22 protein-coding genes and 1 pseudogene are annotated in these 24460 nt (G+C 65.9%); 10 read left to right on the top strand and 13 right to left on the bottom strand.

Translation table 11 applies throughout. From position 1 onward, the window contains the following. Positions 1-3 precede the first annotated feature (3 nt). Positions 4-633, bottom strand: coding sequence for a TIGR00645 family protein (locus LG367_RS02275; RefSeq protein ID WP_226467589.1), 630 nt, complete (start codon positions 631-633; stop codon positions 4-6). A gap of 357 nt (positions 634-990) precedes the next feature. On the opposite strand from LG367_RS02275, the gene LG367_RS02270 reads away from it, so the two are divergent. Further along, positions 991-1707 (top strand): glutathione S-transferase C-terminal domain-containing protein, encoded by a 717-nt coding sequence (locus tag LG367_RS02270; RefSeq protein ID WP_226467588.1) that lies wholly within the window; start codon positions 991-993, stop codon positions 1705-1707. A gap of 71 nt (positions 1708-1778) precedes the next feature. On the opposite strand, the gene LG367_RS02265 is transcribed toward LG367_RS02270, so the two are convergent. Further along, complete coding sequence (locus LG367_RS02265; protein ID WP_226467587.1) at positions 1779-4160, bottom strand: S9 family peptidase; 2382 nt, start codon at positions 4158-4160, stop codon at positions 1779-1781. A gap of 149 nt (positions 4161-4309) precedes the next feature. Here LG367_RS02265 and LG367_RS02260 point away from each other — a divergent pair, with 149 nt between their 5' ends. Then, the gene (locus tag LG367_RS02260) at positions 4310-6097 is read left to right on the top strand and encodes a DUF885 domain-containing protein (RefSeq protein ID WP_226467586.1); all 1788 of its coding nucleotides are present in this window, start codon (positions 4310-4312) and stop codon (positions 6095-6097) included. Between the two features lie 79 nt (positions 6098-6176). On the opposite strand, the gene LG367_RS02255 is transcribed toward LG367_RS02260, so the two are convergent. From LG367_RS02255 to coaBC, 3 genes and pseudogenes are all read right to left on the bottom strand, one after another. Beyond that, positions 6177-8516 carry a phosphomannomutase/phosphoglucomutase gene (locus tag LG367_RS02255; protein ID WP_226467585.1) on the bottom strand — a complete coding sequence of 780 codons (2340 nt, stop codon included), beginning with the start codon at positions 8514-8516 and terminating at the stop codon, positions 6177-6179. A 138-nt stretch (positions 8517-8654) separates the two neighbouring features. Further along, positions 8655-9110, bottom strand: a complete 456-nt coding sequence (gene dut / locus LG367_RS02250; RefSeq protein WP_226467584.1) for a dUTP diphosphatase — start codon at positions 9108-9110, stop codon at positions 8655-8657. Between the two features lie 102 nt (positions 9111-9212). Further along, positions 9213-10456, bottom strand: a pseudogene (gene coaBC / locus LG367_RS02245) (bifunctional phosphopantothenoylcysteine decarboxylase/phosphopantothenate--cysteine ligase CoaBC). Positions 10457-10816: 360 nt separating this feature from the next. On the opposite strand from coaBC, the gene radC reads away from it, so the two are divergent. Continuing rightward, positions 10817-11491, top strand: a complete 675-nt coding sequence (gene radC, locus LG367_RS02240; protein ID WP_226467583.1) for a RadC family protein — start codon at positions 10817-10819, stop codon at positions 11489-11491. Positions 11492-11497: 6 nt separating this feature from the next. Here radC and LG367_RS02235 read toward each other — a convergent pair whose 3' ends face one another. The 3 genes from LG367_RS02235 to LG367_RS02225 all read right to left on the bottom strand — a co-directional run bounded on the left by LG367_RS02235 (position 11498) and on the right by LG367_RS02225 (position 12946). After that, positions 11498-11821 carry a putative signal transducing protein gene (locus tag LG367_RS02235; RefSeq protein WP_226467582.1) on the bottom strand — a complete coding sequence of 108 codons (324 nt, stop codon included), beginning with the start codon at positions 11819-11821 and terminating at the stop codon, positions 11498-11500. A gap of 81 nt (positions 11822-11902) precedes the next feature. Then, positions 11903-12421, bottom strand: coding sequence for an SLOG cluster 4 domain-containing protein (locus tag LG367_RS02230; RefSeq protein WP_226467581.1), 519 nt, complete (start codon positions 12419-12421; stop codon positions 11903-11905). Positions 12422-12505: 84 nt separating this feature from the next. Next, positions 12506-12946, bottom strand: a complete 441-nt coding sequence (locus tag LG367_RS02225; protein WP_226467580.1) for a DUF6196 family protein — start codon at positions 12944-12946, stop codon at positions 12506-12508. Positions 12947-13082: 136 nt separating this feature from the next. On the opposite strand from LG367_RS02225, the gene argS reads away from it, so the two are divergent. From argS to LG367_RS02195, 6 genes are all read left to right on the top strand, one after another. Beyond that, positions 13083-14771: an arginine--tRNA ligase gene (gene argS / locus LG367_RS02220; protein ID WP_226467579.1), complete on the top strand. Its 1689-nt coding sequence runs from the start codon at positions 13083-13085 to the stop codon at positions 14769-14771. 20 nt (positions 14772-14791) lie between these two features. Next, positions 14792-15628 (top strand): SPOR domain-containing protein, encoded by an 837-nt coding sequence (locus LG367_RS02215; RefSeq protein WP_226467578.1) that lies wholly within the window; start codon positions 14792-14794, stop codon positions 15626-15628. Between the two features lie 131 nt (positions 15629-15759). Beyond that, on the top strand, positions 15760-16137 hold the full coding sequence (locus LG367_RS02210) for a hypothetical protein (protein WP_226467577.1): 378 nt from the start codon (positions 15760-15762) through the stop codon (positions 16135-16137). 42 nt (positions 16138-16179) lie between these two features. Beyond that, positions 16180-16734, top strand: a complete 555-nt coding sequence (locus LG367_RS02205; RefSeq protein WP_226467576.1) for a methyltransferase family protein — start codon at positions 16180-16182, stop codon at positions 16732-16734. A gap of 90 nt (positions 16735-16824) precedes the next feature. Next, positions 16825-17376, top strand: coding sequence for a methyltransferase family protein (locus tag LG367_RS02200; RefSeq protein ID WP_226467575.1), 552 nt, complete (start codon positions 16825-16827; stop codon positions 17374-17376). 68 nt (positions 17377-17444) lie between these two features. Beyond that, positions 17445-18194: an SDR family NAD(P)-dependent oxidoreductase gene (locus LG367_RS02195; protein WP_226467574.1), complete on the top strand. Its 750-nt coding sequence runs from the start codon at positions 17445-17447 to the stop codon at positions 18192-18194. Between the two features lie 105 nt (positions 18195-18299). On the opposite strand, the gene LG367_RS02190 is transcribed toward LG367_RS02195, so the two are convergent. From LG367_RS02190 to LG367_RS02180, 3 genes are all read right to left on the bottom strand, one after another. Beyond that, entirely contained in the window at positions 18300-18554 is a 255-nt protein-coding gene (locus LG367_RS02190) for a YciI family protein (RefSeq protein ID WP_226467573.1), read from the bottom strand. Positions 18555-18599: 45 nt separating this feature from the next. Continuing rightward, on the bottom strand, positions 18600-20489 hold the full coding sequence (gene speA, locus LG367_RS02185) for an arginine decarboxylase (protein WP_226467572.1): 1890 nt from the start codon (positions 20487-20489) through the stop codon (positions 18600-18602). 87 nt (positions 20490-20576) lie between these two features. Continuing rightward, positions 20577-22424 (bottom strand): M48 family metalloprotease, encoded by a 1848-nt coding sequence (locus LG367_RS02180; RefSeq protein WP_226467571.1) that lies wholly within the window; start codon positions 22422-22424, stop codon positions 20577-20579. Between the two features lie 173 nt (positions 22425-22597). On the opposite strand from LG367_RS02180, the gene speE reads away from it, so the two are divergent. After that, a complete protein-coding gene (gene speE, locus LG367_RS02175; protein WP_226467570.1) occupies positions 22598-23443 on the top strand; it encodes a polyamine aminopropyltransferase in 846 nt (281 codons plus the stop codon). A 15-nt stretch (positions 23444-23458) separates the two neighbouring features. On the opposite strand, the gene LG367_RS02170 is transcribed toward speE, so the two are convergent. Beyond that, positions 23459-23797 carry a P-II family nitrogen regulator gene (locus LG367_RS02170; RefSeq protein WP_226467569.1) on the bottom strand — a complete coding sequence of 113 codons (339 nt, stop codon included), beginning with the start codon at positions 23795-23797 and terminating at the stop codon, positions 23459-23461. 93 nt (positions 23798-23890) lie between these two features. Continuing rightward, positions 23891-24175 carry a DUF418 domain-containing protein gene (locus LG367_RS02165; protein ID WP_226467568.1) on the bottom strand — a complete coding sequence of 95 codons (285 nt, stop codon included), beginning with the start codon at positions 24173-24175 and terminating at the stop codon, positions 23891-23893. Positions 24176-24460 lie beyond the last annotated feature (285 nt).

The following is a 24460-nucleotide window of genomic DNA, read 5'->3' as shown; positions in this document are numbered from 1 at the left end:
CGCTCAATGCGCCGCGGCGTGCTCGCGCTTGGATGAGGTCTGCGACATCAATTTGTCGGTCCAGGCGATGCCGATCGCCGAAAGGATGAAGACGCAATGGATGATGGTCTGCCACATCACGCCGATGCCGGTGGCGGTGGTGCACTTCAGCTGCGAAGCGGCTTCACCGGCGGCCTGGGTGAGGCTGGCGAATTCCAGCGAACTGCACACCGGCAGTCCGAGCGAACCGGCCTCGATGAAGGTCTTGAGCAGATGGATCGAGGAGATGCCGATGATCGCCATCGCCAGCTTCACCTTCAGCACGCTCGCATTGACGTGGCTCAGCCATTCCGGCTGGTCCGGATGGCCTTCCAGGCGCAGGCGCGAGACGAAGGTCTCATAGCCGCCGACGATCACCATCACCAGCAGGTTGGAGATCATCACCACGTCGATCAGGCCGAGCACGATCAGCATGATCGCCTGTTCGGTCAGCTTCGGCGCGTCGTGGATCAGATGCCAGAGTTCCTTCACGAACAGGAACACGTACACGCCCTGGGCCACGATCAGGCCGAGGTAGAGCGGCAGCTGCAGCCAGCGCGAGCTGAAGATCAGCGCCGGCAGGGGATTGAGGCGGGTCGAGCGGACGTCGGTCATGCGATTGGGCGTTTGCAGCGGAAAACAGGGCGCAGGTTAGCGGCCGGCGATGACGCTGCCAAGCGCGGCGGCGTGGGCTTTTTGCTGCGATCGCACGACCGGAGCACCTCATGGCGCGGTTTCGTGCGTTCGGTTCACCCCTTCGTTACCGCTCGATCGGCCAATCGGCCTGTCGGGGGCGCAACGCTGCATTGCTCGCACGGCCACCCTGCCTACGCTACAGTCTGGCGACGCAACCGAACCGTCCGTGGCGATGAAGACCCGCCGCGGATTCCCCTGTTCCGGCCTTCCGCGGCCGGCGCCCACAGCGCGACCGAAGCCGCTTTCGGCGCCGCGCATCCCCGACCTCCAATTGCCATGATCGAACTGCACTACTGGACCACGCCCAACGGCCACAAGATCTCGCTCTTCCTCGAGGAGTTGGTCGATGCGGGCCAACCGCTCGACTACACCATCCATCCGGTCAATATCGGCAAGGGCGACCAGTTCGCACCGGCGTTCTTGGCCATTTCGCCCAACAACAAGATTCCGGCCATCGTCGACACGGCCCCGGCCGGCGGCGGTGAACCGATCAGTGTGTTCGAATCCGGCGCGATCCTCCTCTATCTCGCCGAGAAGACCGGCAAATTCCTGCCGACCGATGCGCGCGCGCGCATCGAAACGCTGGAATGGCTGTTCTGGCAGGTGGGCGGGCTCGGCCCGATGACCGGCCAGTACGGACACTTCAACGTCTACGCGCCGGAGAAGATTCCCTACGCGATCGACCGCTACACCAAGGAAGCAGAACGTCTGCTCGGCGTGCTCGACAAGCGCCTGGCCGGCCGCGACTTCATCGCCGGCGGCGAGTACACCATCGCCGACATGGCGACCTATCCGTGGATCAGTCCCTACGCCGCCGCGCCGCTGGACCTCGCACCGTTCGCCAACGTGCGGCGCTGGCAGGCCGCCATCGCCGCACGGCCGGCGACCAAGCGCGCGTATGCACTCACCAAGCAGGTGAATCCTGCCGCCGGGAAGCCGGTGACGGATGAGGAGCGGAAGCACCTTTTTGGTCACGGGACCAAGAAGGACTAAAGGATTCGTCATTCCCGCGAAGGCGGGAATGACGAGTAAATACGAGGACGCTTTTCTCCGCGCGCCTTTCGTCAGGGCTTCTCCACCTTGAGCTCAACACCCTTCGGCGGCTCCACACCCATCAGATTGCGCAGAAAATAATCCCAACGCCGCCGCGTCATATACGCGGCCGCGTCCTTGAAGCCGTGGCGCTCGTTGGGAAGCAGGAGCAGATCGAAGTCCTTGTTGGCCTTGATCAGCGCATCCACCACCAGCAGCGTGTTGTACGGCGGCACGTTGTCGTCGAGCGTGCCATGCGCTAGCAGCAGATGGCCTTTCAGATTTCTGGCGTGGTTCTGGTTGGCCTGATCATCGTAACTGCTGCCGCCGTCCTTGTTCTTCCTGGGCAGGCCCTGCCACTTCTCCGCCCAGTCGTCCTCATAATTGCGGTTGTCGTGATTGCCGCTCTCGCTGATACCGACCTTGAACACGTCCGGATAGCGGAACATCGCCGCGGCCGTGGCGGCGCCGCCGCCGGAATGGCCCCAGATGCCGATGCGATCCATGTCGATCCAGGCATGACGCTTGCCGAGTTCGCGCAGCCCCACCACCTGATCCGGCAGTGTGTAATCGCCCATGTCGCCGGCATAGGCTTCGTAGAAAGCCTGCGAACGCCACGGATTACTGCCCATGCCGTCGATGGCGACGACGACGAAACCCAGCTGCGCCAGCGACTGGCTGTCGCTGCGCGCGGCCAGGAAACCCCAGTTCTGCACTGATCCCTGCTGCGGGCCTGGATAGATGTAATCGATGATCGGATAGCGCTTGGCAGGATCGAGATTCGCTGGCTTGAACATCAGGCCGTACAGATCGGTCTTGCCGTCGCGCGCCTTCACCGTGAACGGTTCCGGCGGAACCCAGCCGGCGGCCTTCAGGCGCGTGATGTCCGCGCGCGCGATTTCCTTCACCGCATCGCCATTGTCAGCCCTGCGCAGCAGGGTCGCGGGCGGCGTGGCGACGGTCGAATAGCTGTCGACGAAATAACTGCCGTCCTTCGACAACGTGATGGCGTGGTCCGCATCCTCGGGCGTGAGCAGTGTCTGCTCGCCGCCGTCGAGCGAGACCTTGTAGAGATGGCGGTAGTAGGGATTGCGGCCCGCTTCCTTGCCGACGCCGACGAACCAGACCGTGCGCGCATCCTGATCCACGCGCAGCACTTCGGCGACGTTGCCCTCGCCTTTCGTCACCGCGTGCTTGAGCTTGCCGCTGTCCAGATCGTAGAGATAGAGCTGTCCCCAGTTGCTGCGCCGGCTGTACCAGAGGATTTCGCGGCTGCGCGGCAGATAGCGCCAGCTGACGCCGGTGATGCCGCTGTCGAACCAGGTCTTCGCCGTTTCGTCGAAGACGGTGCGCACTTCACCGCTCGTCGCGTCGGCGATGCGCAGCCAGACCTGCTTGTGATCGCGCGAACTGGAGGCGAAGGCGAGCGTCTTGCCATCCTCGGCCCATTGCACGTCTTCCCAGCCGCCGTCGCAGCTGATGTCGTCGCACAGCGTGGAACGATGCTGGTCCGGCGGCATTTTCAGATGCAGCATCTGTCGCGTGGGCACATCGATGATCACACGCTCGATCATGGTGACGTCGCGATCGCCCACCAGCGGATATTTCCACTTCTCCACCTTCGGCGTGCCGATGGTGGTGGCGACCAGCACCATGTCGCCGGTCTTGCGCTGATCCTGGCGGAAGGTGGCGATCTTGCTCGAATCCGGCGACCACACCAGGATCGCCTTGTCGGTGTGCTTCCAGCCGGCGTTGTCGGTGGCGTAGCCGTAATCCTCGATGCCGTCACGGGTAAGCTGCGTCTCCTCGCCGGTGGCGCGATCGCGCACCCACAGATTCCAGTCGCGGATGAAGGCTTCGCGCGTCTTGTCCGGCGACGGTGTGCCGGGTTCGTTGCCGGCTGTCTTGCCGTCGGTGCTTTCCTTCTTGTCGGCTTCCTTCTTGCCGGCTTGCACGGGCGTACAACTGCCCTTGCCGGACAGATCGCAGCGATAATGCCGATCCTTGAAGGTGATTTCATAACGATCGCCGCTTTCGATGGCGAGATCCTCGATCCGCAACGCATTCGCGCGCAGCGTCTTGCCGCTGGCCTTGCCGAGCGCCTTGGCGAGCTTGTCGTGATCGAACGCCGGCGCGATCTCACCGGAAGCGGCATCCACGCGCAGATAACGATCGCCGTTGGCGTCGTGATCGCGATACCAGAACCGGCCGTCGTCCAGCCAGTACACCTTGCCGACGGCATGATCGACCAGCGATTCCGCGTTCGGCTTCATCAAGCGCGCCGCGCGCGCGTAGTCGTCGGCGCCGACACTGGCGTTTCGTGCGGCGTTCTGCGCGATCGCCGGCGCCGAAAACCCGGCGGCCAGCAGTGCCAGCAGACCGAGCGAATGCCGCGTGCCGAAAATGGGGACCATGCCTGACTCCGCTGGAAGGCCGCGCCGGCGCGGCGATGGGCGGGCATGCTAACGCGTCGCGGCACGCATCGCCCACACATGACTTGTGAACCATTGTTCCGCGCCAGCGCAGGGCGTAGGGTCGGCGGATATTTTCCACAGGTCATGCCATGAAGCCGCTCGTTCTCGCTCTCGCGCTTGCGTTGTCCGCCTCGATCCCGCTTTCCGCCACGTCCGCGCCACCCGCCGCCACGGCCACGACGCCCGCCTGGGTCACCACGAGCAACGACAACGCGATGATCCTGATCAAGGCGCAGGCGCAGTTCTCGCCGGAAGAGTTCTCGTTCTTCGGCATTCCCGGCTACGACGACAAGGTGTCCGACTTCGGCCCGCGCCGCAGCGAGCGCTTCGTGGCGGCGATGGCCGAGGCGAAGCAGGCGCTGTCGACGAAGCTGCAGCTCGAACGCGATCCGAATGTGCGCCAGGATCTGGAGATCATGATCCACGCCGCCGACGAGGCGGCCGAAGGCAGCGCGCTGTACGACAAACTCACCCTGCCGTGGAGCGACGTGCCGCAGACGGTGTTCTCCGGCATGCAGGGCCTGCTGTCGGATCAGACCCAGCCGGAGCGTCGCACCAAGGCGCTCGATCGCCTGAAGGCCTACGTCGGGCTGGCACCGGGCTCGCAATCGGTCATCGAACAGGCGAAGGCGCGCTACGAAGAACGCGCGAGCGACAAATCCTTGCTGCGGCCGACCAAACTCGAAGTCGAGCAGTCGCTCGGCAATGTCGACACCTTCGCCGACGGCATCCGCAAGCTGTTCGCCAAATACCAGATCGCCGGTGCCGAGGCCGCGCTCGATGCGATGGACAAGCAACTGCACGATTACGCCGCGTGGACGCGCAGCGTCGTGCTGCCTGAAGCACGTTCCACGACGCAGCTGCCGCCGGAGCTTTACGCCTATCAGCTCAAGCAGGTGGGCATCGACATCGATCCGCAACTGCTGATGCGCCGTGCCCAGGTCGAGTTCATGGAAACGCGCGCGGCGATGCGCCAGCTGGCGCCGCAGGTGGCGAAGGCCAAGGGTTTGACCGGTAGCATTCCTACTGGCGACTACATCGCCGTGATCCGTGCACTGAAGAAGAAGAGCATCCCCAACGACCAGCTCGAGGGCCGCTACCGCAAGGTGATCGACGCCATCGATCCGATCATCCGCCGCGAGCGCATCGTCGACGTGCCGCAACGACCGATGGTGATGCGCCTGGGCAGCCCCGCCGAATCCGCGGCGCAGCCGGCACCGCACTTCCTGCCGGCGCCGCTGGTGGGCAACACCGGACAGCAGGGCCAGTTCGTGCTGCCGGTGGCGGTGCCGAATCCGGACGGCACTTCGCTGCAATACGACGATTTCAATTACGACGCCGCGGCGTGGACGCTGTCCGCGCACGAAGGCCGTCCGGGCCACGAATTGCAGTTCACCGCGATGGTGGAGCGCGGCGTGTCGCTGGCGCGCAGCATGTTCGCCTTCAACTCGGTGAACGTGGAAGGCTGGGCGCTGTATGCCGAGGCCGAAATGGTGCCGTACGAGCCAGTGGAAGGACAGATGATCGCGTTGCAGCTGCGCCTGCTGCGCGCGGCGCGCGCGATCCTCGATCCGATGCTCAACCTCGGCCTGATCGACCGCGAGCGCGCCGGACAAATTCTCGAAAACGACGTCGGCGTGTCCAAGGCGATGGCCAAGCAGGAACTGGATCGCTACATGTTCAACGCGCCGGGCCAGGCCGGCAGTTACTTCTACGGCTACAGCCGCATCCTCGAACTGCGCATGCAGACCGAGCTTGCACTCGGCGCGAAATTCGATCGTTTGGCCTTCAACAACTTCCTGATCGATCAGGGCATGCTGCCGCCGGATCTGCTCGGCAAGGCGGTGCGCGAGCAGTTCGTGCCCGCGCAGAAATAACTGTCTCTTCCGCTGGCGTCCGTCATCCCGTGCGGGATGACGGACTGGAACGATTACGCCTCTCGCGTTCTCAAGCCGCTCAGAATGGCAGCTTGAGCGAGGAATCGACGCGCAGCAGCTGCGTGCGGAAATCCTTCTGGAGGCGCGCCAGCACCTGCTTGGAATCGGCGTCGAAACGCAGCACCAGCACCGGCGTGGTGTTGGACGCGCGCACCAGGCCCCAGCCGTCCGGCCAGTCGACACGCAAGCCGTCGATGGTGGACGCGCGCGCGCCCTCGAACTGGGCTTGCGCCTGGAAACGTTCGACGAAGGCGTGCGGATCGCCGCCGGGCGCCTCGACCTTGATCTCCGCCGTCGATACGCCATTGGGCAGCGCTTCCAGCACGATGCTCGGCGATTCCGCGCGCGAGGACAGGATTTCCAGCAGGCGCGCGGCGGCATAGATGCCGTCGTCGAAGCCGTACCAGCGCTCGCCGAAGAAGAAGTGGCCGCTCATCTCGCCGGCCAGTTCCGCGCCGGTCTCGCGCATCTTGGCCTTGATCAGCGAGTGGCCGGTCTTCCACATCAGCGGGCTGCCGCCGTGACGCTGGATGTAGCCGGGCAGACGGCCGGTGCACTTCACGTCGAAGAGGATCACCGCGCCGGGATTGCGATCCAGCACGTCGGCGGCGAACAGCATCAGCAGGCGGTCGGGGAAGATGTTCTGGCCGTTGCGCGTGACCACGCCGAGGCGATCGCCGTCACCGTCGAAGGCGATGCCCAGATCAGCGTTCAGGCGCGACACGCTGTCGATCAGATCCTCGAGGTTGTGCGGCTCGCTCGGGTCGGGGTGATGGTTGGGGAAGCTGCCGTCGATCTCGCAGTAGAGCGGGATCACCTCGGCGCCGATCGCTTCCAGCACGCGCGGGCCGATCTCGCCGGCCACGCCGTTGCCGGCGTCCACCACCACCTTCAGCGGCCGCGACAGATGCACGTCGCCGGCGATGCGCTGCACGTAGTCGTCGTTGATGTCGCGCTTGTTCACGGTGCCGGGCGTCGCCGCGGCGTGCAGACGGTGTTCGCTGATTCGGGTGTAGAGATCGACGATGGCGTCGCCCGACAGGGTTTCGCCGCCGACCACGATCTTGAAGCCGTTGTAGTCCGGCGGGTTGTGGCTGCCGGTGACGGAGATGCAGCAGCCGGTGCGTAGGTGGTAGGCGCCGAAGTAGGTCACCGGCGTCGGCGCCATGCCGATGTCGATGACGTTGCGGCCAGTGCTGCGCAGGCCTTCGACCAGGCCGGCGACCAGTTCAGGACCGGAAATACGGCCGTCGCGGCCGATCACGATGTCGTCGAGTTCCTTCTCGGCCATCAGCGTGCCGACGGCCTGTCCGATCAGCTTGGCCACGCCGACATCTAGAGATTCACCGACGACACCGCGGATGTCGTAGGCGCGGAAGATGCCGCGATCGATGAGAACGGGCGCGGGTTTGGGGGCGTCCTGGACGTCGATGATCTTCTCTCCTGTTGCTGTTGGGGGAAGCGGCGCCGACGCGGCAGGCGCCGTTGCGATCGCCTGCGCCAGCGTGGGCGCGGTCGCAGCGGCGGCAGCCGATTGCCGGCCGAGGCGCTTGGGCATGCGCCAGGCCACGTAGGCCAACAGCAACAATACGGTGGCGGCGATGAACGAAGCCGCGACACCGAGTCCGAACGGGCTGATCACAGCGGCGCTCGGCACGGCCGCCGCCAGCCGCAACGGCGTCCCCGGAATCGGCGCGCCCCGGCGCTCAGCGCCGCTCGCCAGGCTGGCATCGCCACGCTCCAGCAGGGTGTGGCCGCCCTGACGCAGCGCCAGATAGCCGTCGTCGGGGACCACGGCGTTCTGCAGCGCCAGCGTCACCCGCGTCAGCGGCAGGCGCACGAAGGCGACGCCGGCCAGCCGATCGCCCAGGCGCGCGGGCGCGGCCAGCGTCAATTGCTGCTTACCGTCGATGCGCGCGATCGCCACGATCGCCTTGTCTTCCGTCAGCGCGGCCTCGAGCGCCGCCGCGCGGCCGAAGCCGGATTTGGGCAGGGCCGCGTACACGCCCTCCAGATCGGCCGGCACGATGATCGCTTCCTGCACCTGCGGCCAATCCCGTCCCAGCGCCTGGCCGGCGGCGGCGAGATCGCCCACCTGCAGGGCGGTCTGCACCTCGGCGGCGGTCAGCTTCTGCGTCAGGCGATCGCGCTCGGTGTTGAGCAGGCGCTGGGTGTCGGTGGCGACGGCATCGCGGCTCAGCTCCAGATCGGCGCGGCGCGACTCGTCCTGCATCTGCTGCCAGCCGCTCCACGCCAGCCACAGCCCCAGCAGCGCCAGCAACACCGCCACCACCGACAGGTAGGGCCGGATTTGCGGCAGCACGCGGCGTAGCCCGCTTGGCTCTTGTTCTTCCGTCATGGTGTCCCCCTTGAGCATCGGCACTGCTGTCCATGACGCAGCGCTTGCCGATCCAAATCGTGTCGTCCGGCGTTCCGCGTCCGGACATTCGCACGACGGCCGTCGCCGATGAGCGACGGCCGAACGCGATCGATCCCGTCAGCGCACCCCGGTATGGCCGAAGCCCCCTGCTCCACGCGCGCTGTCGGCGAAAGTATCCACCACCTGCAACGCGGCGCGCACGATCGGTAACAGGACCAACTGCGCAATTCGATCACCCGGTTCGATCGTGAACGCCTCGCGGGCGCGATTCCAGACGCTGATCATCAACGGCCCCTGGTAATCGGCGTCGATCAGACCCGTGCCGTTGCCGAGCACGATGCCGTGCTTGTGTCCGAGTCCCGAGCGCGGCAGCACCACCGCGCACAGGTCGGGATCGGCGATGTGGATCGCAAGTCCGGACGGCACCAGCGCCGCGTCACCCGGCTGCAGGACCAGCGCCTGTTCGAGCGCCGCGCGCAGATCGAGGCCGGCGCTGGCTTCGGTGGCATAGGCCGGCAGCGGCCAGGCATCGCCGAAACGGGAATCGAGAACTCGGACTTGAAGGGTATGCATCGCGAAGGAAAGGATCGAAGGGAAAGGATTGTCTTCGGGAAGCGTCATTCCGCGCGTGACGGAACAGCGGGCACGACGGGAGATCGGCGCCTCGCGGTCGCATCAAGCAGCCGGCAGCCGCTCCAGGATCAGATCGAGCAGTTGGTCCGCCAGCGCCGTCTTCGGCGCCGGACCGAGCGCGCGCTCGCCGCCCGGCCAGTACACGGTGAGCGCGTTGTCGTCGCTCTCGAAGCCGCTGCCGGCCACGCCGACGCGATTGGCCGCGATCAGGTCGAGCCGCTTGCGCGTCAGCTTGTCGCGGGCGTAGTGCGCCACATCGTCGGTCTCGGCGGCGAAGCCGACCACCAGGCGCGGCCGCCGCGCGTGGCTGGCGACATCGGCGAGGATGTCCGGCGTGCGCACCAGTTCCAGCGTCAGGCCTTCCTGCGTGATGATATGCGAGTCCCTCGCAAGAGCCCGCACATCCCTGTGCGGACTTTCCACCGTTTTCTTGATCTTGCTGCCGGCCACCTGCCGCGGCGTGAAATCGGCCACGGCCGCCGCGCCGATGTAGATATCCGCCGGCAACTGCGCGAGCACCGCATCGTGCATCTGCGCCGCCGATCGCACGTCGATGCGCGTCACGCCTTCCGGCGTCGCCAGCGCCACGGGGCCGGCCACCAGGAATACCTCGGCGCCATGCCGCACCGCGGCCTCGGCCACGGCGAAGCCCATCTTGCCGCTGCTGCGGTTGCCGATGAAGCGGACCGGATCGATGTCCTCGAACGTCGGGCCGGCGCTCACCACGATGCGCAGCCCGGCGGCGGATGCCACCGCGTGCGTCGTCATACCCACGCCGCCAATGCCGCGACGATCGCCTCCGGCTCGGCCAGCCGGCCGGGGCCGGATTCGCCTTCGGCGAGCGGGCCGTCGTCGGGGCCGATCACCTTCACGCCGCGTTCGCGCAGCAGCGCCATGTTCGCCTGGGTGGCCGGATGCAGCCACATGCGGTGGTTCATGGCCGGCGCCACGGTCAGTGGCGCGGTCGTCGCCAGACACAGCGTGGTCAGCAGATCGTCGGCGAAGCCGTGCGCCAGCTTGGCCAGCGTGTCGGCGGTGGCCGGTGCGATCAGCACGTGATCGGCCCAGCGCGCCAGCTCCAGATGCCCCATCGCCGCCTCGGCCTCGGCATCCCACAGCGAGGTGCGCACCGGCTGGCCGGAGAGCGCCTGGAAGGTGACCGCGCCGACGAAATGCTGCGCGCCCTCGGTCATCGCCACGCGCACCTCGGCGCCGGCATCGCGCAATCGACGCACCAGCTCCGCGGCCTTGTACGCGGCGATACCGCCGCTGACGCCAAGCAGGATGCGGCGCCCCCCGAGATTGGCATTGACGGCAGTCACGGGATCGGAATTTCCCTACAACGAATCGGGGTCACAGCTTACCCGATGCCGGGTCGACGGCCGACGGCGCCGGCCCCGGCGATGCGGTCCAATGTTTGCAACCGGCGGCGGCCGGTGCGGAGAACACCCCATTCCCCTGGTCATGTCTCCAAATCCGGTCGCCGTCGGTCATCCACACGCCCTGGACGGCATTGGATGGACTGCTTTGCCGTCCCTGGCGCAACTTTTTCCGGTTCTCCGGATCTCCGCCCGGCCATCCCTGGCGGAACGTTCGGAGCCGAAGCAGACGTCTTGAAAGCGTCCGCTAGCACACGGCCCACACTCATGCTCATCCGCGACTGGCCCGCCCACGAACGTCCCCGCGAGAAACTGATCGAGCGCGGTGTCGCCACGCTTTCGGACGCCGAACTGCTGGCGATCTTCCTCGGCTCCGGCCTGCGCGGCTACGACGCCGTCGCCACGGCCCGCCGTCTGCTCGCCGAGCACGGCCCGCTGCGCGGCCTGCTCGAACGCAGCCCGGCCGAACTCGCCAAGCTGCCGGGGCTCGGCCCCGCGCGCGCCTGCAAGCTCGCCGCCGTGCTGGAGATGTGCAACCGCCACCTCGCCGCCAATCTCGAACGCGGCGCGTCGCTGACCGACCCGCTCGCCGCCGGCCGCTACTTCGCTCAGCGCCTGCGCGGCCGCGCGCGCGAGACCTTCGCCGCCCTGTTCCTCGACACCAAGCATCGCGCCCTCGCGTTCGAGGAGCTGTTCCACGGCACCGTCGACGGCGCCGAAGTGCATCCGCGCGAAGTGACCCGGCGCGCGCTCGCCCACAACGCGGCGGCCGTGATCGTCGGCCACAACCATCCCAGCGGCAGCGCCGAACCCAGTGCCGCCGATCGCGCCGTCACTTCACGATTGAAGCAGGCGTTGGCATTGGTGGATGTGCGGTTGCTCGATCACTTCGTCGTCGGTGACGGAATGCCGACGTCCATGGCGGCACGCGGCTGGGTGTAGCTTGTCCTAGTTGCTCAGCGCGGCCACTAGAAAAGCCACTAGCACGGCAGAAGCCGCGATCCAGAACCAAACTGGAAGCGCGGCTCTTCCGGATACCTCCGCCGTCTGTGCCTTGGCCGGTCCAGACAGCTCACGCATGATTTCGACCGCGCGCGCCCAGTCTTCCTCATGCAGCACGTAGATCCTGGCGGCGCTTCCCGTCATGGGCCCGGCGATGCTGGATAGCGCGGTGTCGGCGTCCGTGCAGTACGTCTCGATTCCTTCGCCATCCAGGGCAATCCGGAGAGAATGAACGAAGGCAAGACTGTTCGATGAACTCAGAAGCTTCATGCAATCCCCGACACAAACCAAGCCATTGGTTTGTCTAAGCGAAAAGTCTAGGCCATATCCCGACTTTTGCAGCCTCCCCAGCTATGCTTGAATCAGGCCCAAGCCGCGAAGCCGCGTCTCCAATTCCTCGATCGAGCCCCACGGAAGGATCGGCGAATTCTGCCTCTCGTCCGGAGGATTCGCCGGCAACTCGTCGGACCAGCCGCCATAACCGACCAGCGGCAGCAACGGCCGCTTGTGCAGCCAGGCCAGGCACACTTCTGAAATCGTGCCGGCACGCCCTCCAATCACGATGCACGCGTCGCCGGAAAGCGCCATCAGCAGATTGCGCGCATCGCCCATGCCGCAGGGAATGACGACGGTGGCCGGCCAATCCGCGGGCGGCATCTCATCCGGCGGGATGATGCTCACCACCAGACCGCCTTCGCGGATCGCGCTTTCGGCCGCGACCCGGGTCGCGGGGCTTCCGCAGCCGCTCACGACTGTGATGCCGAGCTTGGCCAGGAGTGTTCCGGCGGCGCTGGCCAACGCGTAGGCGGGAGAGCCTGGTTCCGCGCTGCCGAGAATGCAGACTTGAGAGCGGCGAATCGAATGCGTCATGTGTAATCGTTCTCGCGAAACTTGGCGTTCGAGCAGTATTCGGAAGCGGACGAGTCACTGAAATGCATCCGTTCGACGGGAGCATCAGGTGTTGCTGGTGTCGCCTCGCAGCTTGCGTATTTCAGCGACGACCTGCCCAGCCACCGACAGCGGCGCGCCCCAATAATCGAAGATGCCGCCACGCTGCGAATTCTGTCCGCAGACCACCAGCACACCCGTGCCGACCGTCGCTTTGAGATGCGAGGCCAGCCAGCCGACGAACCCCGAGTTGTCGAGCCCCGTCGCGAAGTGGAAGCTGAACACGACGAACTGTTCGTGCTCAGGATTGGAGCTTGGGACAAGAGCACTCCAAACGCCTTCATCCCTCACGAACGCCAATGCCTCTTCGAGCAACGCTTGAGGGAAATGGCACGCATCCGTTTCCACGAACGCATACGGCTGGTCGTGGACAACAAACTCCGCACTCGCGATGACCTGGCCGAGGCGGGCGTTCGTTTGCGAGGGAGTTTCGTGGCTGATGTACATTGCTAAAGAGATTGCCAGCTGCCACCAATCCGCCGCCAGTGCTATCTGTATGGCAGCGCCAGACATCGCCCAGAAAGCAAAAAACCCCCGGACACTCGGTTAGAATTCGCACTTCCCGCAGTTTCCGCACCCGGCCGTGAAATCCCGACTCCGCGCCCTGATCGCCCAGGGCATCGATGCCCTTCGCGCCAATGGCGCCCTCCCCGCCGACCTGGCGATGCCCGATTTCGTGGTCGAGCGTCCGAAGGATCGTAGCCACGGCGATTTCTCCACCAACGCCGCCATGCTGCTAGCCAAGCCGGCTCGCAGCAATCCGCGTGCCTTGGCGCAGCTGCTGGTCGAAGCGCTGCCAAAGGACGAAGACATCGCCGGCGTCGACATCGCCGGCCCGGGTTTCCTGAATTTCCGCCTCGCACCCAGCGCCTGGCAGCGCCAGCTGCGCGAGGTGCACGCACAAGGCGCCGCGTTCGGCCGCAACGACAGCGGAAGCGGCCGCACCGCCGGTGTCGAATACGTCTCGGCGAACCCGACCGGCCCACTGCACGTCGGTCACGGCCGCGCCGCGGTGATCGGCGACTGCATCGCGCTCGCGCTCGAGGCCAACGGCTGGAACGTCAGGCGCGAGTTCTACTACAACGACGCCGGCGTGCAGATCGAGAACCTCGCCAAGTCGGTGCAGGCGCGCGCGCGCGGCCTCAAGCCCGACGATGCCGGCTGGCCCGAGGACGGCTATCGCGGCGATTACATCCAGGATGTCGCCAACGCCTATCTCGCCGGCGCCGCCGTCGAGGTGGAAGGCCACACCATCGTCGGCGCGCGCGACGTCGAGGACTTCGATGCCATCCGCCGCTTCGCCGTCGCCTACCTGCGGCGCGAGCAGAATGGCGATCTCGCCGCCTTCGGCGTCGCCTTCGACGTGTACTTCCTCGAATCCTCGCTCTACGCCGACGGCAAGGTCGAGGAAACCGTGCGCGAGCTGATCGCCCACGGCCATACCTACGAGGAAGGCGGCGCGCTGTGGTTGCGCAGCACCGACTTCGGTGACGACAAGGACCGCGTGATGCGCAAGTCCGACGGCACCTACACCTACTTCGTGCCGGACGTGGCCTATCACCGCAGCAAGTGGCAGCGCGGCTACGAGCGCGCGATCACCGAACTTGGCGCCGATCACCACGGTTCGCTGATGCGGGTGAAGGCCGGACTGCAGGCGCTCGATACCGGCATTCCCGCCGGGTATCCGGAATACGTGCTGCACCAGATGGTCACGGTGATGCGCGGCGGCGAGGAAGTGAAGCTGAGCAAGCGCGCCGGCAGTTACCTCACGCTGCGCGATCTGATCGACGAAGCCGGACGCGATGCCACGCGCTGGTTCCTGATCGCGCGCAAGCCCGACTCGCAGCTGGTGTTCGACATCGATCTGGCCCGCTCGCAGTCGCTCGACAATCCGGTCTACTACGTCCAGCTCTCGCACGCTCGCATCCGCGGCCTGCTGCGTCAGCTGAACGAACGCAAGCTCGACTTCGATCTCGAAAACGGGCTGGCGCAGCCGCTCGATCTCGACAGCGCAGCCACGCGCGACCTGCTGATCGACCTCTCGCGCTGGCCGGAAGTCGTCGCGGCGGCGGGCGAGCAACTGGAACCGCACCTGATTACGACCTACCTGCACGAGCTGGCGCAGGCGTTCCAGACGTATTACAACGACCACCAGTTCCTGGTCGACGACACCGGTGTGCGCAACGGCCGGCTAGCCTTGGCTCTGGCCGTGCGCCAGGTGCTGGCGAACGGCCTGGGATTGATCGGTGTGAACGCACCGGACAGCATGTAACCAACCGAGATTGAGTTCTGATGGCGGCAAGACGAGGCAAATCCCAAGCACGACGCAACACCGGCAACAGCGGCGGCCTGCCCGGCTGGGCCTGGCTGGTGCTCGGCATCGTGCTGACGCTGATCGTGATCCTGATGGCGCCGAAGTGGCTCAAGTCCGACGGCGGCGACGGCTTCATCCGTCCCAAGCCCAATCCCGACGCACAGCCGGCCGCCGTGTCCGCCAGCGAGGACAGCGTGGTGCAGGAATCGGATGCCACGAACACCGGCGCCGCCGCGCATGCCGCCACCGACGCCAAGCCGGCACAGGGCGAGAAGGACGACAAGCAGCAGTACGATTTCTACACGCTGCTGCCCGGCCAGGAAGTGGCGATGTCCGACGCCGAGCTCGCCGCCAGCGAGCGCGCGGAGGAAGATCGTCAGCGCAAGCTCACGCAACAACAACAGCAAAAACAACAGCAGCAGCAGCCACAGACCGCCGCCGCCAACACCCTGCCCGCGCCGATCCCCGAGCAGACACCGGCACCGACAACCACGGCGCCCGCAACTGCATCCGCGAGTACTACATCCGCGAACACCACACCCGCCGCGACACCCGCACCACAGGTCGCCGCGGCGGACACCCAGGCGCGCTACATCCTGCAAGCCGGCGCCTTCGGCGCGTCCGGCGACGCCGAAACCTTGAAGGCCCGCATCGCCATGCTCGGCCTCAATGCCCGCGTCGAATCGGCCAGCATCGGCGGCAAGACCGTCTACCGCGTGCGCATGGGGCCGTACGGCACCGCCACCGAACTGGCCGAGGCCAAGCGCAAGCTCGGCAATGGCGGCCTGCCCGCGATGGCGGTCAAGGCGAAGTAAACCCTCCGCCGACGGCGGGTCGTTTCGCAGTTCGCGACGCATCGCAAAAAGCTTCAGGTTCACCGTCTCACGGGGTCGCGATCCCTGAGAACCCCTTCCGGCATCCTGTCGGCCACTGGGAGGGAACGACGATGGTCATCGAAGCCGCACTCATCAAACCCGTGGTCGATGTACTGCTTGGCCTGTTCAAGCAAGGCGACAACCTGCGCCTGAAGCACAACGCCGAGGAAGCACTGCGCGAGGTCATCCGCGAATTGCTGCAAGCCAATCCGGACGAGAACAAAGCCGAGGCGCGCATCGCCGTCGCCAAGGCCGCCGGCATCCTGTCCGAGGACGTGGTGCTGGCCGAGGACATGCTCAAGAAACACCGCGCCGCCAAGAGCCGCACCAATGGCAAGGCCGCCACCGGACGCAAGCGCAAACCAGCCGCGACGACCAAGAGCAGCGACACGCCGGCGGCGAAAGCCCCGGCCAAATCCGCGACGAAGAAGACAAAACCGGCTGCCTGACGCGCGTAAGCTGCGGGCCTTCCCGCCGCGAGGGAACGGAAGATGCCTCTGCCGCTGCTCGTCCTGTGCGTGATCTGGCTGTGCAGCGAATGGTGGATCGGTCGCAAGCGCGCGGCCGATCGCAGCCGTGACGCCGGCACGCTGCGCGTGCTGGCGATCGTCGTTTCCAGCAGCTTGTTTTTCGGCATCTGGCTGGCGCGTTGGCCGGCCGGGCATTTTCCCGAACCCGCGATCCCGTCATTGCTTTGGATCGGCTGCGCGCTGATGGTCATCGGCATCGCGGTGCGCGTGTGGGCGGTGCGCACACTGGCCGAGTTCTTCACCATCGACGTGGCGATCCGTCCGGACCAACCCCTGATCCGCAACGGCCCCTATCGATGGCTACGCCATCCTTCCTACACCGGGTTCCTGCTGCCGCTCCTTGGCCTGGGTCTCGGCCTCGGCAGCTGGGGGTCGCTGCTGATCCTCGTCGTGCCGATGACGATCGCGCTCATCCGGCGCATCCGTATCGAGGAGCGCGTGCTGGCCGATGCGTTTCCCGAGGCGTATCCCGCGTATGCGCGCGCGACCAAGCGGTTGATCCCATTCCTGTGGTGAGCGCGTCGGCCTGTGCGATGCCCGTTATAGACGACACCCACGGCCCGACAGGTATGCTTCCGGCGTTCCCGCCCGAGGGTGAACCGACAGATGGTGCTTCTGCTCATCCTGTGTCTGTTGTGGGGAGCCCACGAATGGTGGATCAACCGCAAGCGCGCCGCCGATCGGAGCCTCGATGCCGGGACGCTGTTCCTGTTGCGGATCGTCTTCTTCCCTTGCCTGGTCGCCGCCGTCTGGCTGGCGTTATGGCCGGGCGGGCGCTTCCCCTCATCCCTGTCCGCGCCGCTGCTCTGGACCGGTTGCGCACTGATGTTCGCCGGCATGGCCCTGCGCGACTGGGCAGTCCGCACGCTGGCCGAATTCTTCACCATTGACGTCGCCATCCAACCCGGCCAGACCCTCATCCGCAAGGGTCCCTACCGGTGGCTGCGCCACCCTTCCTACACCGGCTCCCTGCTCACCTTCTACGGGTTCGGCGCCGCCCTGGGCAGCTGGCTCTCGCTGCTGGTCATCGTTGTTCCGGTGACGGCCGTGTTCATCCGACGCATCCGTGTCGAAGAGCAAGTACTGGCCCAAGCGTTTCCCGACGCCTATCCCGCATACGCGCTCGCGACCAAGCGGCTGATCCCATTTCTCTGGTGAGTGCATCGCGCATGCGCGATGCCTGATGCTTTCTCCTCCCTTTCAAGGAGAGGGCTTAGAATCCTGGGATGTCCAAGATCATTCTCATCACCGGTGGTACTTCCGGCTTCGGCGCCGCCACCGTCGATCGCTTCATCGAAGGCGGCTGGCGCGTGGTCACCACCGGCCGCCGCGCCGACCGTCTGCAAGCCCTGGTCGAGCGTTATGGCGCCGAACGCGTGCATGCCCTCGCCTTCGACATGCGCGATGCCGATGCGCTGCGCGCCGCGCTCGAGGGCATCCCGCCCGAATTCCGCGACATCGACGTGCTCGTCAACAATGCCGGCCTCGCCCTCGGCACCGCGCCGGCGCAGCGCGCGAGCCTGGAACAATGGCGGCAGATGATCGACACCAACGTCACCGCCCTCGCCACGATCACGCATGCGCTGCTGCCCAGGCTGATCGAGCGCAGGGGCGCGATCGTCAACATCAGCTCCATCGCCGGCAGCTATCCCTACACCGGCGGCAACGTCTACGGCGGCACCAAGGCCTTCGTCACCCAATTCTCGCTCGGCCTGCGCAGCGATCTGCACGGCACCGGCGTGCGCGTCACCTCGATCGAGCCCGGCCTGGCGCAGACCGAGTTCACCCTGGTGCGCACCAGCGGCGATGCGACGGCGTCCGACAAGCTCTACGAAGGCGCGTTCCCGATCACCGGCACCGACATCGCCGACGCGATCTGGTGGGTGGCGAACCTGCCGCCGCATCTGAATATCAATCGGCTGGAAGTGATGCCGGTGAGCCAGTCGTTCGCTGGCCTTCAAATCCATCGCGGCTAGCGGCACGGCGTGAAAGATTCCGACCGCCCCGAGGCTTAGCGGAGACCGCATGGATCTCGAGCCAGCAACGGGTCCCAGATCCGCTCGTCGTAGGCGCGCACGAGCCTACTTCGCGCTCCACTCGCGGACAGTCACCTCCGACGATCCGGTGACATGCACCGGATCGGCATGCGCGATGGCGAGCGCGGCGTCCATGCTTTCGGCACGCAACAAATAGGCGCCGCCGCTCTTGTCGGTGAACGGGCCGGCCAACTCAAGCTGGCCTTGCGCGCGTAAACCATCAAGGAACGCGTAATGCGGCTCGATCACGGCGGGATCGAAACCCGGATTGCGCAATGTGAGGACCAGATAGCGGTTCATCTCGATTCCTAAAACTGAAATGCGGCAGACAGATCACCACGCCGATCAGGCAATCGGCGCGTCGTCGAGATAGGTGTAGCCGGTCAAGCCGGCTTCCAGCGCCGCGTTCAAGCGCTCGGCCTCTTCTTCCGGCAATTTCGCAGCCGCGATCTTGTCGCGATAGGCCTGCCGCAACGCATCGAGCTTGTAGCCGACATAGTCGAGCATCACGTCGGTGGTGTCGCCCTTGCGCTGCTGCACGATCGCGTAACCCTCGCCCTGCACGCGCACTTCGATGGCGTCGGTATCACCGAACAGATTGTGGATGTCGCCGAGGATTTCCTGGTAGGCGCCGACCAGGAAGAAGCCGAGCCGATAGCTCTCGCCATGACGCAGCGCGTGCAGCGGCAGCGAGGTATCGAGATCCTCGTTCTCGACATAGGTGTCGATCTTGCCGTCGGAATCGCAGGTGAGATCGGCGATCACGCCGCGCCGCGTCGGCACTTCGTTCAAGCGCTCGATCGGCGTGATCGGAAACACCTGATCGATCGCCCACACGTCCGGCATCGATTCGAACACGCTGAAGTTGACGAAATACTTGTCGACCAGGCGCTCGTTCAACTCATCGAGCAGCGGGCGATGGCTCTTCTCGTCGTAGGTCAGGCGCGACTTCACCGCATGCGCGATGGCATAGAACAGATCGTCGATGCGCGCGCGGTGGACGAGGTCGATCTGGCCGAGCGAATACAGCACCAGGCCTTCGGCGTGGAAATGCTGCGCCTCCTGGAACAACTCGACCGCCGGCCGCGATTCCAGCTCGGCATGAACCTCGCGCAGATGGCGGATCACCGCCGGCTCGTCATCGTGCACGTCGGGCACGCGGCCTTCCGGCGCGGTTTCCACTTCGGACACGTTGGCGACCAGCACGGCATGGTGCGCGGTCATCGCGCGGCCGCATTCGGTGACGATGCGCGGCGGCGTGAGGCCATGTTCCTCGCAGGCATCGGCCAGCGGCTGCACGATGCTGGAGGCGTACTGCTGCACACCGTAGTTGACCGAACAGAAGCTGCGCGAGCGCGTGCCCTCGTAGTCGATGCCGAGGCCGCCGCCGACGTCGACATGGCTGATCTTCGCGCCCAGCCGCGACAGCTCGACGAAATACCGCGTCGCCTCGCGCATGCCGTTGGCGATGTCGCGCACGTTGGAAATCTGCGAGCCCATGTGGAAGTGCAGCAGGCCGAGGCAATCGGTCATGCCGGTATCGCGGAGCGATTTCCACAGGTCCAGCACCTGTCGCGGCGACAGTCCGAACTTGGCCTTGTCGCCGCCGCTGTTCTGCCACTTGCCGGCGCCGAGCGAGGCCAGGCGCATGCGCACGCCCAGGCCCGGCTTCACACCGAGGGCCTTGGCCTCTTCCATCACCAGCGGCAGCTCGGAGGGCTTCTCGACGACGATGAAGGTCTGCAGGCCAAGCTTGCGCCCGATCAACGCCAGGCGGATGTATTCGCGATCCTTGTAGCCGTTGCAGACGATCAGCCCGCCCGGCCGCGACAACGCCAGCACCGCCATCAGTTCTGGCTTGCTGCCGGCTTCCAGGCCGAAGCCCTCGCCATGATGCGAGGCCAGCGTGCCGGCAACGCCCTGGTGCTGATTCACCTTGATCGGATAGACGGCGGTGTAGCCGCCCTTGTAATCCCACTCGGCCTGCGCCTGCGCGAAGGCGGCCTGCAGCTTGCGCAGGCGGTCGCCGAGGATGTCGGGGAAGCGCACCAGCAGCGGCATGTTGGCGCCGGCGTCCAGCGCCGCGTCGATCACTTCCGGCAGCACCACGGTCGGCCCCTGCTCGCCACCCGGCCGCACCACGATGCGGCCGCCGGCGTCGACATCGAAATAACCCTCCGACCAGTGCGGGATCGAATAGGTCTTGCGGGCTTGGTCGGGCGACCAGGCGGTCATGGGCGTGCTTCCATGTGCGTGCTACCGGCGGGGGAGAAAGCGCGCATTCTACCGTTCGCGGGCTGCACGCCCGTGACTCCGGCGGCTTCAGCCGCCGTAGACGGGCGCGCCGGTCTGCCGCACGCGCTTGGCGATGCCGCGCTGATTGCCGGGGCTGAAGACGACGAGGCTGCCGGGCAGCTCCAAGCCTTCGGCCACGCGATCCAGCATGGCCTGTTCGTTGGTCATCCACTTCAGCCACCGCCATTCCACCAGCACGACGAAATGCGGCGGTCCTTCCGGATCGTCGATGTGCTTGCGCGCGATCCAGGCGCGGCGGACCTTGCCGACGCGGTCGAACACCGCGCGGGCTTCCCGCAACGCCTCCTCGCTCAATCCGTGTGCCTCGAAGCGGTCCCGGGTGCTGATTTCCGTGCGCTCGTACGCGGCAAGGTTGCGCCGCCCGTACAGCGTCTCGAGCTCCGCGATCACGCCCAAGCGACCGTCCTCGTCACCCACGCTGTAGTAGTACTGGCCAAGCTGGTGCAGTGCCGCTTCGGCCGCTTCGGCATCCAGCTCCATCGCCTTGCGCAGGTGCGCGACGCCGCTCGCGTCCTTGCGATCGAGCAACAGCGCACCGAGGCGGAAGTGGGCGACCGCGCTCTCGGGCGCGCGCGTCACCGCATCCTGGTACAGCGGCAGGACATCCGCGTCCGGATGCAGATCCTCGGTCAGGCGCGCGAGCTCCACGGCCTCTTCCGGCGTGTGCGACGCCTGTCCTTGCAGTACCGCCAAACGCTCGGCATCGGCCTGCGCCTGCTGGTGCTGCTCCTGCCACGCCGATTCGACGCTGCCGCGCCATTCCTCGCTGAAGCGGTGCTCCAGCTTCGGCAACAGATCGCCCAGCAGCGCCTCCGCGGCGGAGACCGTCGGCGGTGCCACCGCGCCAGCATCGACACCAAGTGCCGCCAGACGCTGCGCCAGCGTCGGATGGGTGTCGTCGAAATCCGGCTTCTGCCCCAGCGCGCGCTGCAGGCGCAGATCATCCTCGGCCGCCGGCTGGCGCAGGTTGCTGGCCATCTCCCGGAACAGCAACGCCGGCGGCTGCGGTTGCGATTTCAGCGCATTGCGCACGCCGGGCCAGAAATCCTGGGACAGCCGCTCGCTGCCCAGATTGGTCCGGATCAGCGCATGCCCAATCGTCTGCGGACTGGTGACGCGCGCGGCGACCGCATCGGCCTGATACTCGTTACCGCGCGCCATCACGAAGCTGTACGCGTTGAAATACGGCGCGTACCAGTTGAAGAAGCGCACGAACAGGCGGCCGGTCCAGGAGCGTTGCGCCGACAACGCATCCAGCAGGCGATACCAGCTCAGCCGCACGTGGTAGATCCAGCCGCCGAAGCGGCCGTGGCCGCCGCCGAAATGCCCGAATTCATGCGCGACCACGGCGGCGAACTGCTCGCGATCCAGCAACTGCATCAACGGCAATCCCAGCAGCAGGTAATGGCGATGGCCGAACAGACCGAGCAGGCGCGGCACCGTCGCCGCGGCGGCGTTGAGGTCGGGGTCGATGTAGATGCCATCGAGCTTCGGCGCACCGGCCGCCTCGCGCAGGCGCTCGACCTCGGCGCGCAGCACGGGCGCTTCCCCATCCGCCAACCGGTAACCCTCCGGCGGCGGGAATTTGACCCACAGCGCCCGCAACATCAGCCAGCCGAAGGCGATCGGAATCCAGATCAGCTTGGCCAGCTTGAGCAGCAGCACCGGACTGATCAGGATCAGCCCGATCACCAGCCCCACCGACAATCCCAGCGACAGCAGCAGCGCCCCGCCGAGCACGAGGAAGCCGAACGCGGCGAACAGCGCGACCTTGGCCTTGTAACGCCCGGGCGACTCCCGCGCCTCGACCTCCAGCCGCTCGATCAGCTCCCGATAAGCCTCGGCAGATGCCATTGCCTGTTCCGTCCGTTCCGTGATCCCCGGGCGCAATCGTATGTCAGATTCCGGGAGATCGTCATGTCGGTTCGCTACAATCTGCGGCCTCGTACGGATAGCGTCCTGGCGACTCGGTGTTGCGAGCGACGCTTCCGGATTCCGGCTTCGGCCCCATTCCTTTGGCTTTCCGTATGACTTCCTCGAACTGGCTCTACGAAAACTTCGACCCCGCCGGCAGCGCCATCGGCTACCGCATCACCCGGAAGCTCGATGAGGTGCAGTCGCCGTTCCAGAAGATCGAGATCTACGAGAGCACCGACTGGGGCAACCTGATGCTCATCGACGGCGCGCTGATGCTGACCACGCGCGACAACTTCCTCTACCACGAGATGATGTCGCACCCGGCGCTGTTCACGCATCGCGATCCGCAGCAGGTGGTGATCATCGGCGGCGGCGACTGCGGCACGCTGCGCGAGGTGCTCAAGCATCCGGGCGTGCGCAAGGCCGTGCAATGCGACATCGACGAGCAGGTCACGCGCATGGCGGAGAAATACTTCCCCGAGCTGTGCGAGTCCAACAACGATCCGCGGGCCGAACTCCTGTTCGATGACGGCATCGCCTACATGAAGAATGCCGCGCCCGGCAGCCTCGACATCGTCATCGTCGACTCCACCGACCCGGTCGGCCCGGCCGAAGGCCTGTTCAACCGCGCCTTCTACGAATCCTGCTTCCGCGCGCTGAAGGACGACGGCATCCTCGTGCAGCAGTCGGAATCACCGCTGGTGCTGCTCGAGCTGATCAAGGAAATGCGCGGCGAGATGGCCAAGGCCGGTTTCACGACGTTCAAGACACTGCCGTTCCCGCAGCCCTGCTATCCGACCGGCTGGTGGAGCGCCACGCTGGCACGCAAATCCGGTGACTTCGAGTTCCGCGAAGGCGAAAGCTACAACAAGCCCTTCGACACCAAGTACTACAGCGACGACATCCACAGGGCTGCGTTGATCCTGCCTCCGTTCGTCGAAAGCGCGCTCGGGTAATCGACCGAGCGCAACTCAGAGCGCGTCCGCGTCCAACTCACCGGTGCGGATGCGCACCACGCGCTCCAGGTCGTACACGAACACCTTGCCGTCACCGATCTTGCCGGTGCCGGCCGCCTTCAGGATCGCTTCGGTGACGATCTCCGCCTGCGCGTCGGTCACGGCGATCTCGAGCTTGATCTTCGGCAGGAAATCCACCACGTACTCGGCGCCGCGGTACAACTCGGTGTGACCCTTCTGGCGTCCGAAACCCTTCACCTCGGTGACGGTGACGCCGGTGATGCCGGCCTCGGCCAGCGCCTCGCGCACGTCGTCGAGTTTGAACGGCTTGATGATCGCCATCACCATCTTCATCACGGCATCTCCTGGAAGCTGATGCGGCCAGCATAACGCGAGTGAATGACGGATTTGTCGACCGTCGCGCCGCGCGACGGCTGGCCACAGCCTTCAGGTTTCGGCCCAGGCGGCGGCTCGACCGCTTCCGGCGCAGCTCAAACGCCGCCATAACATTTCCATCGGCCCATGCGGATGGCACCGCAGCCAGGCGCGGGCCAGCCACGCCAGCAGCAGCCAGACGGCGATCGCGATCAGCAGCGCCACGCCGTAACTGATCCGCCCGAACAGACCGAGGCCAAAGCGATAGAACAATGGTACGCAGACCAGGCTCTGCCCCAGAGAATGGCTCAGCGGCACGCGTCCGGCGGCCAGCAGCAGGCCGTCACGCCATGACATGCATGCGGTGCGCGGTCTCGCGTGCGTGCATACGAATCTCCCCTCATTTCTTTAAGGAAGAAAAATCACGATATCGAAGCCCTTACTTTCGTTCGGCGCCGGATGGTTCGCCTTGACCAATTGCATCGATGCCGGATTCCCACCGTTTCTCTGTGCGCAGCAGGCGAGCATCTGCGTCAAGAAATATTGCTGATTCCCCCGAGCCGACCAAGGACGGTCGGGTTTTTCCATGAAGCCTTGGAAAATCTTTCATGATCCGCAAGCGCACGCACCACATGTTGCAAG

This window comes from Luteimonas panaciterrae, assembly GCF_020511115.1.
Taxonomy (GTDB): domain Bacteria; phylum Pseudomonadota; class Gammaproteobacteria; order Xanthomonadales; family Xanthomonadaceae; genus Luteimonas; species Luteimonas panaciterrae.
Note: the sequence above shows the minus strand (reverse complement) of the source record. Positions and strands in the feature narration are given on the sequence as shown.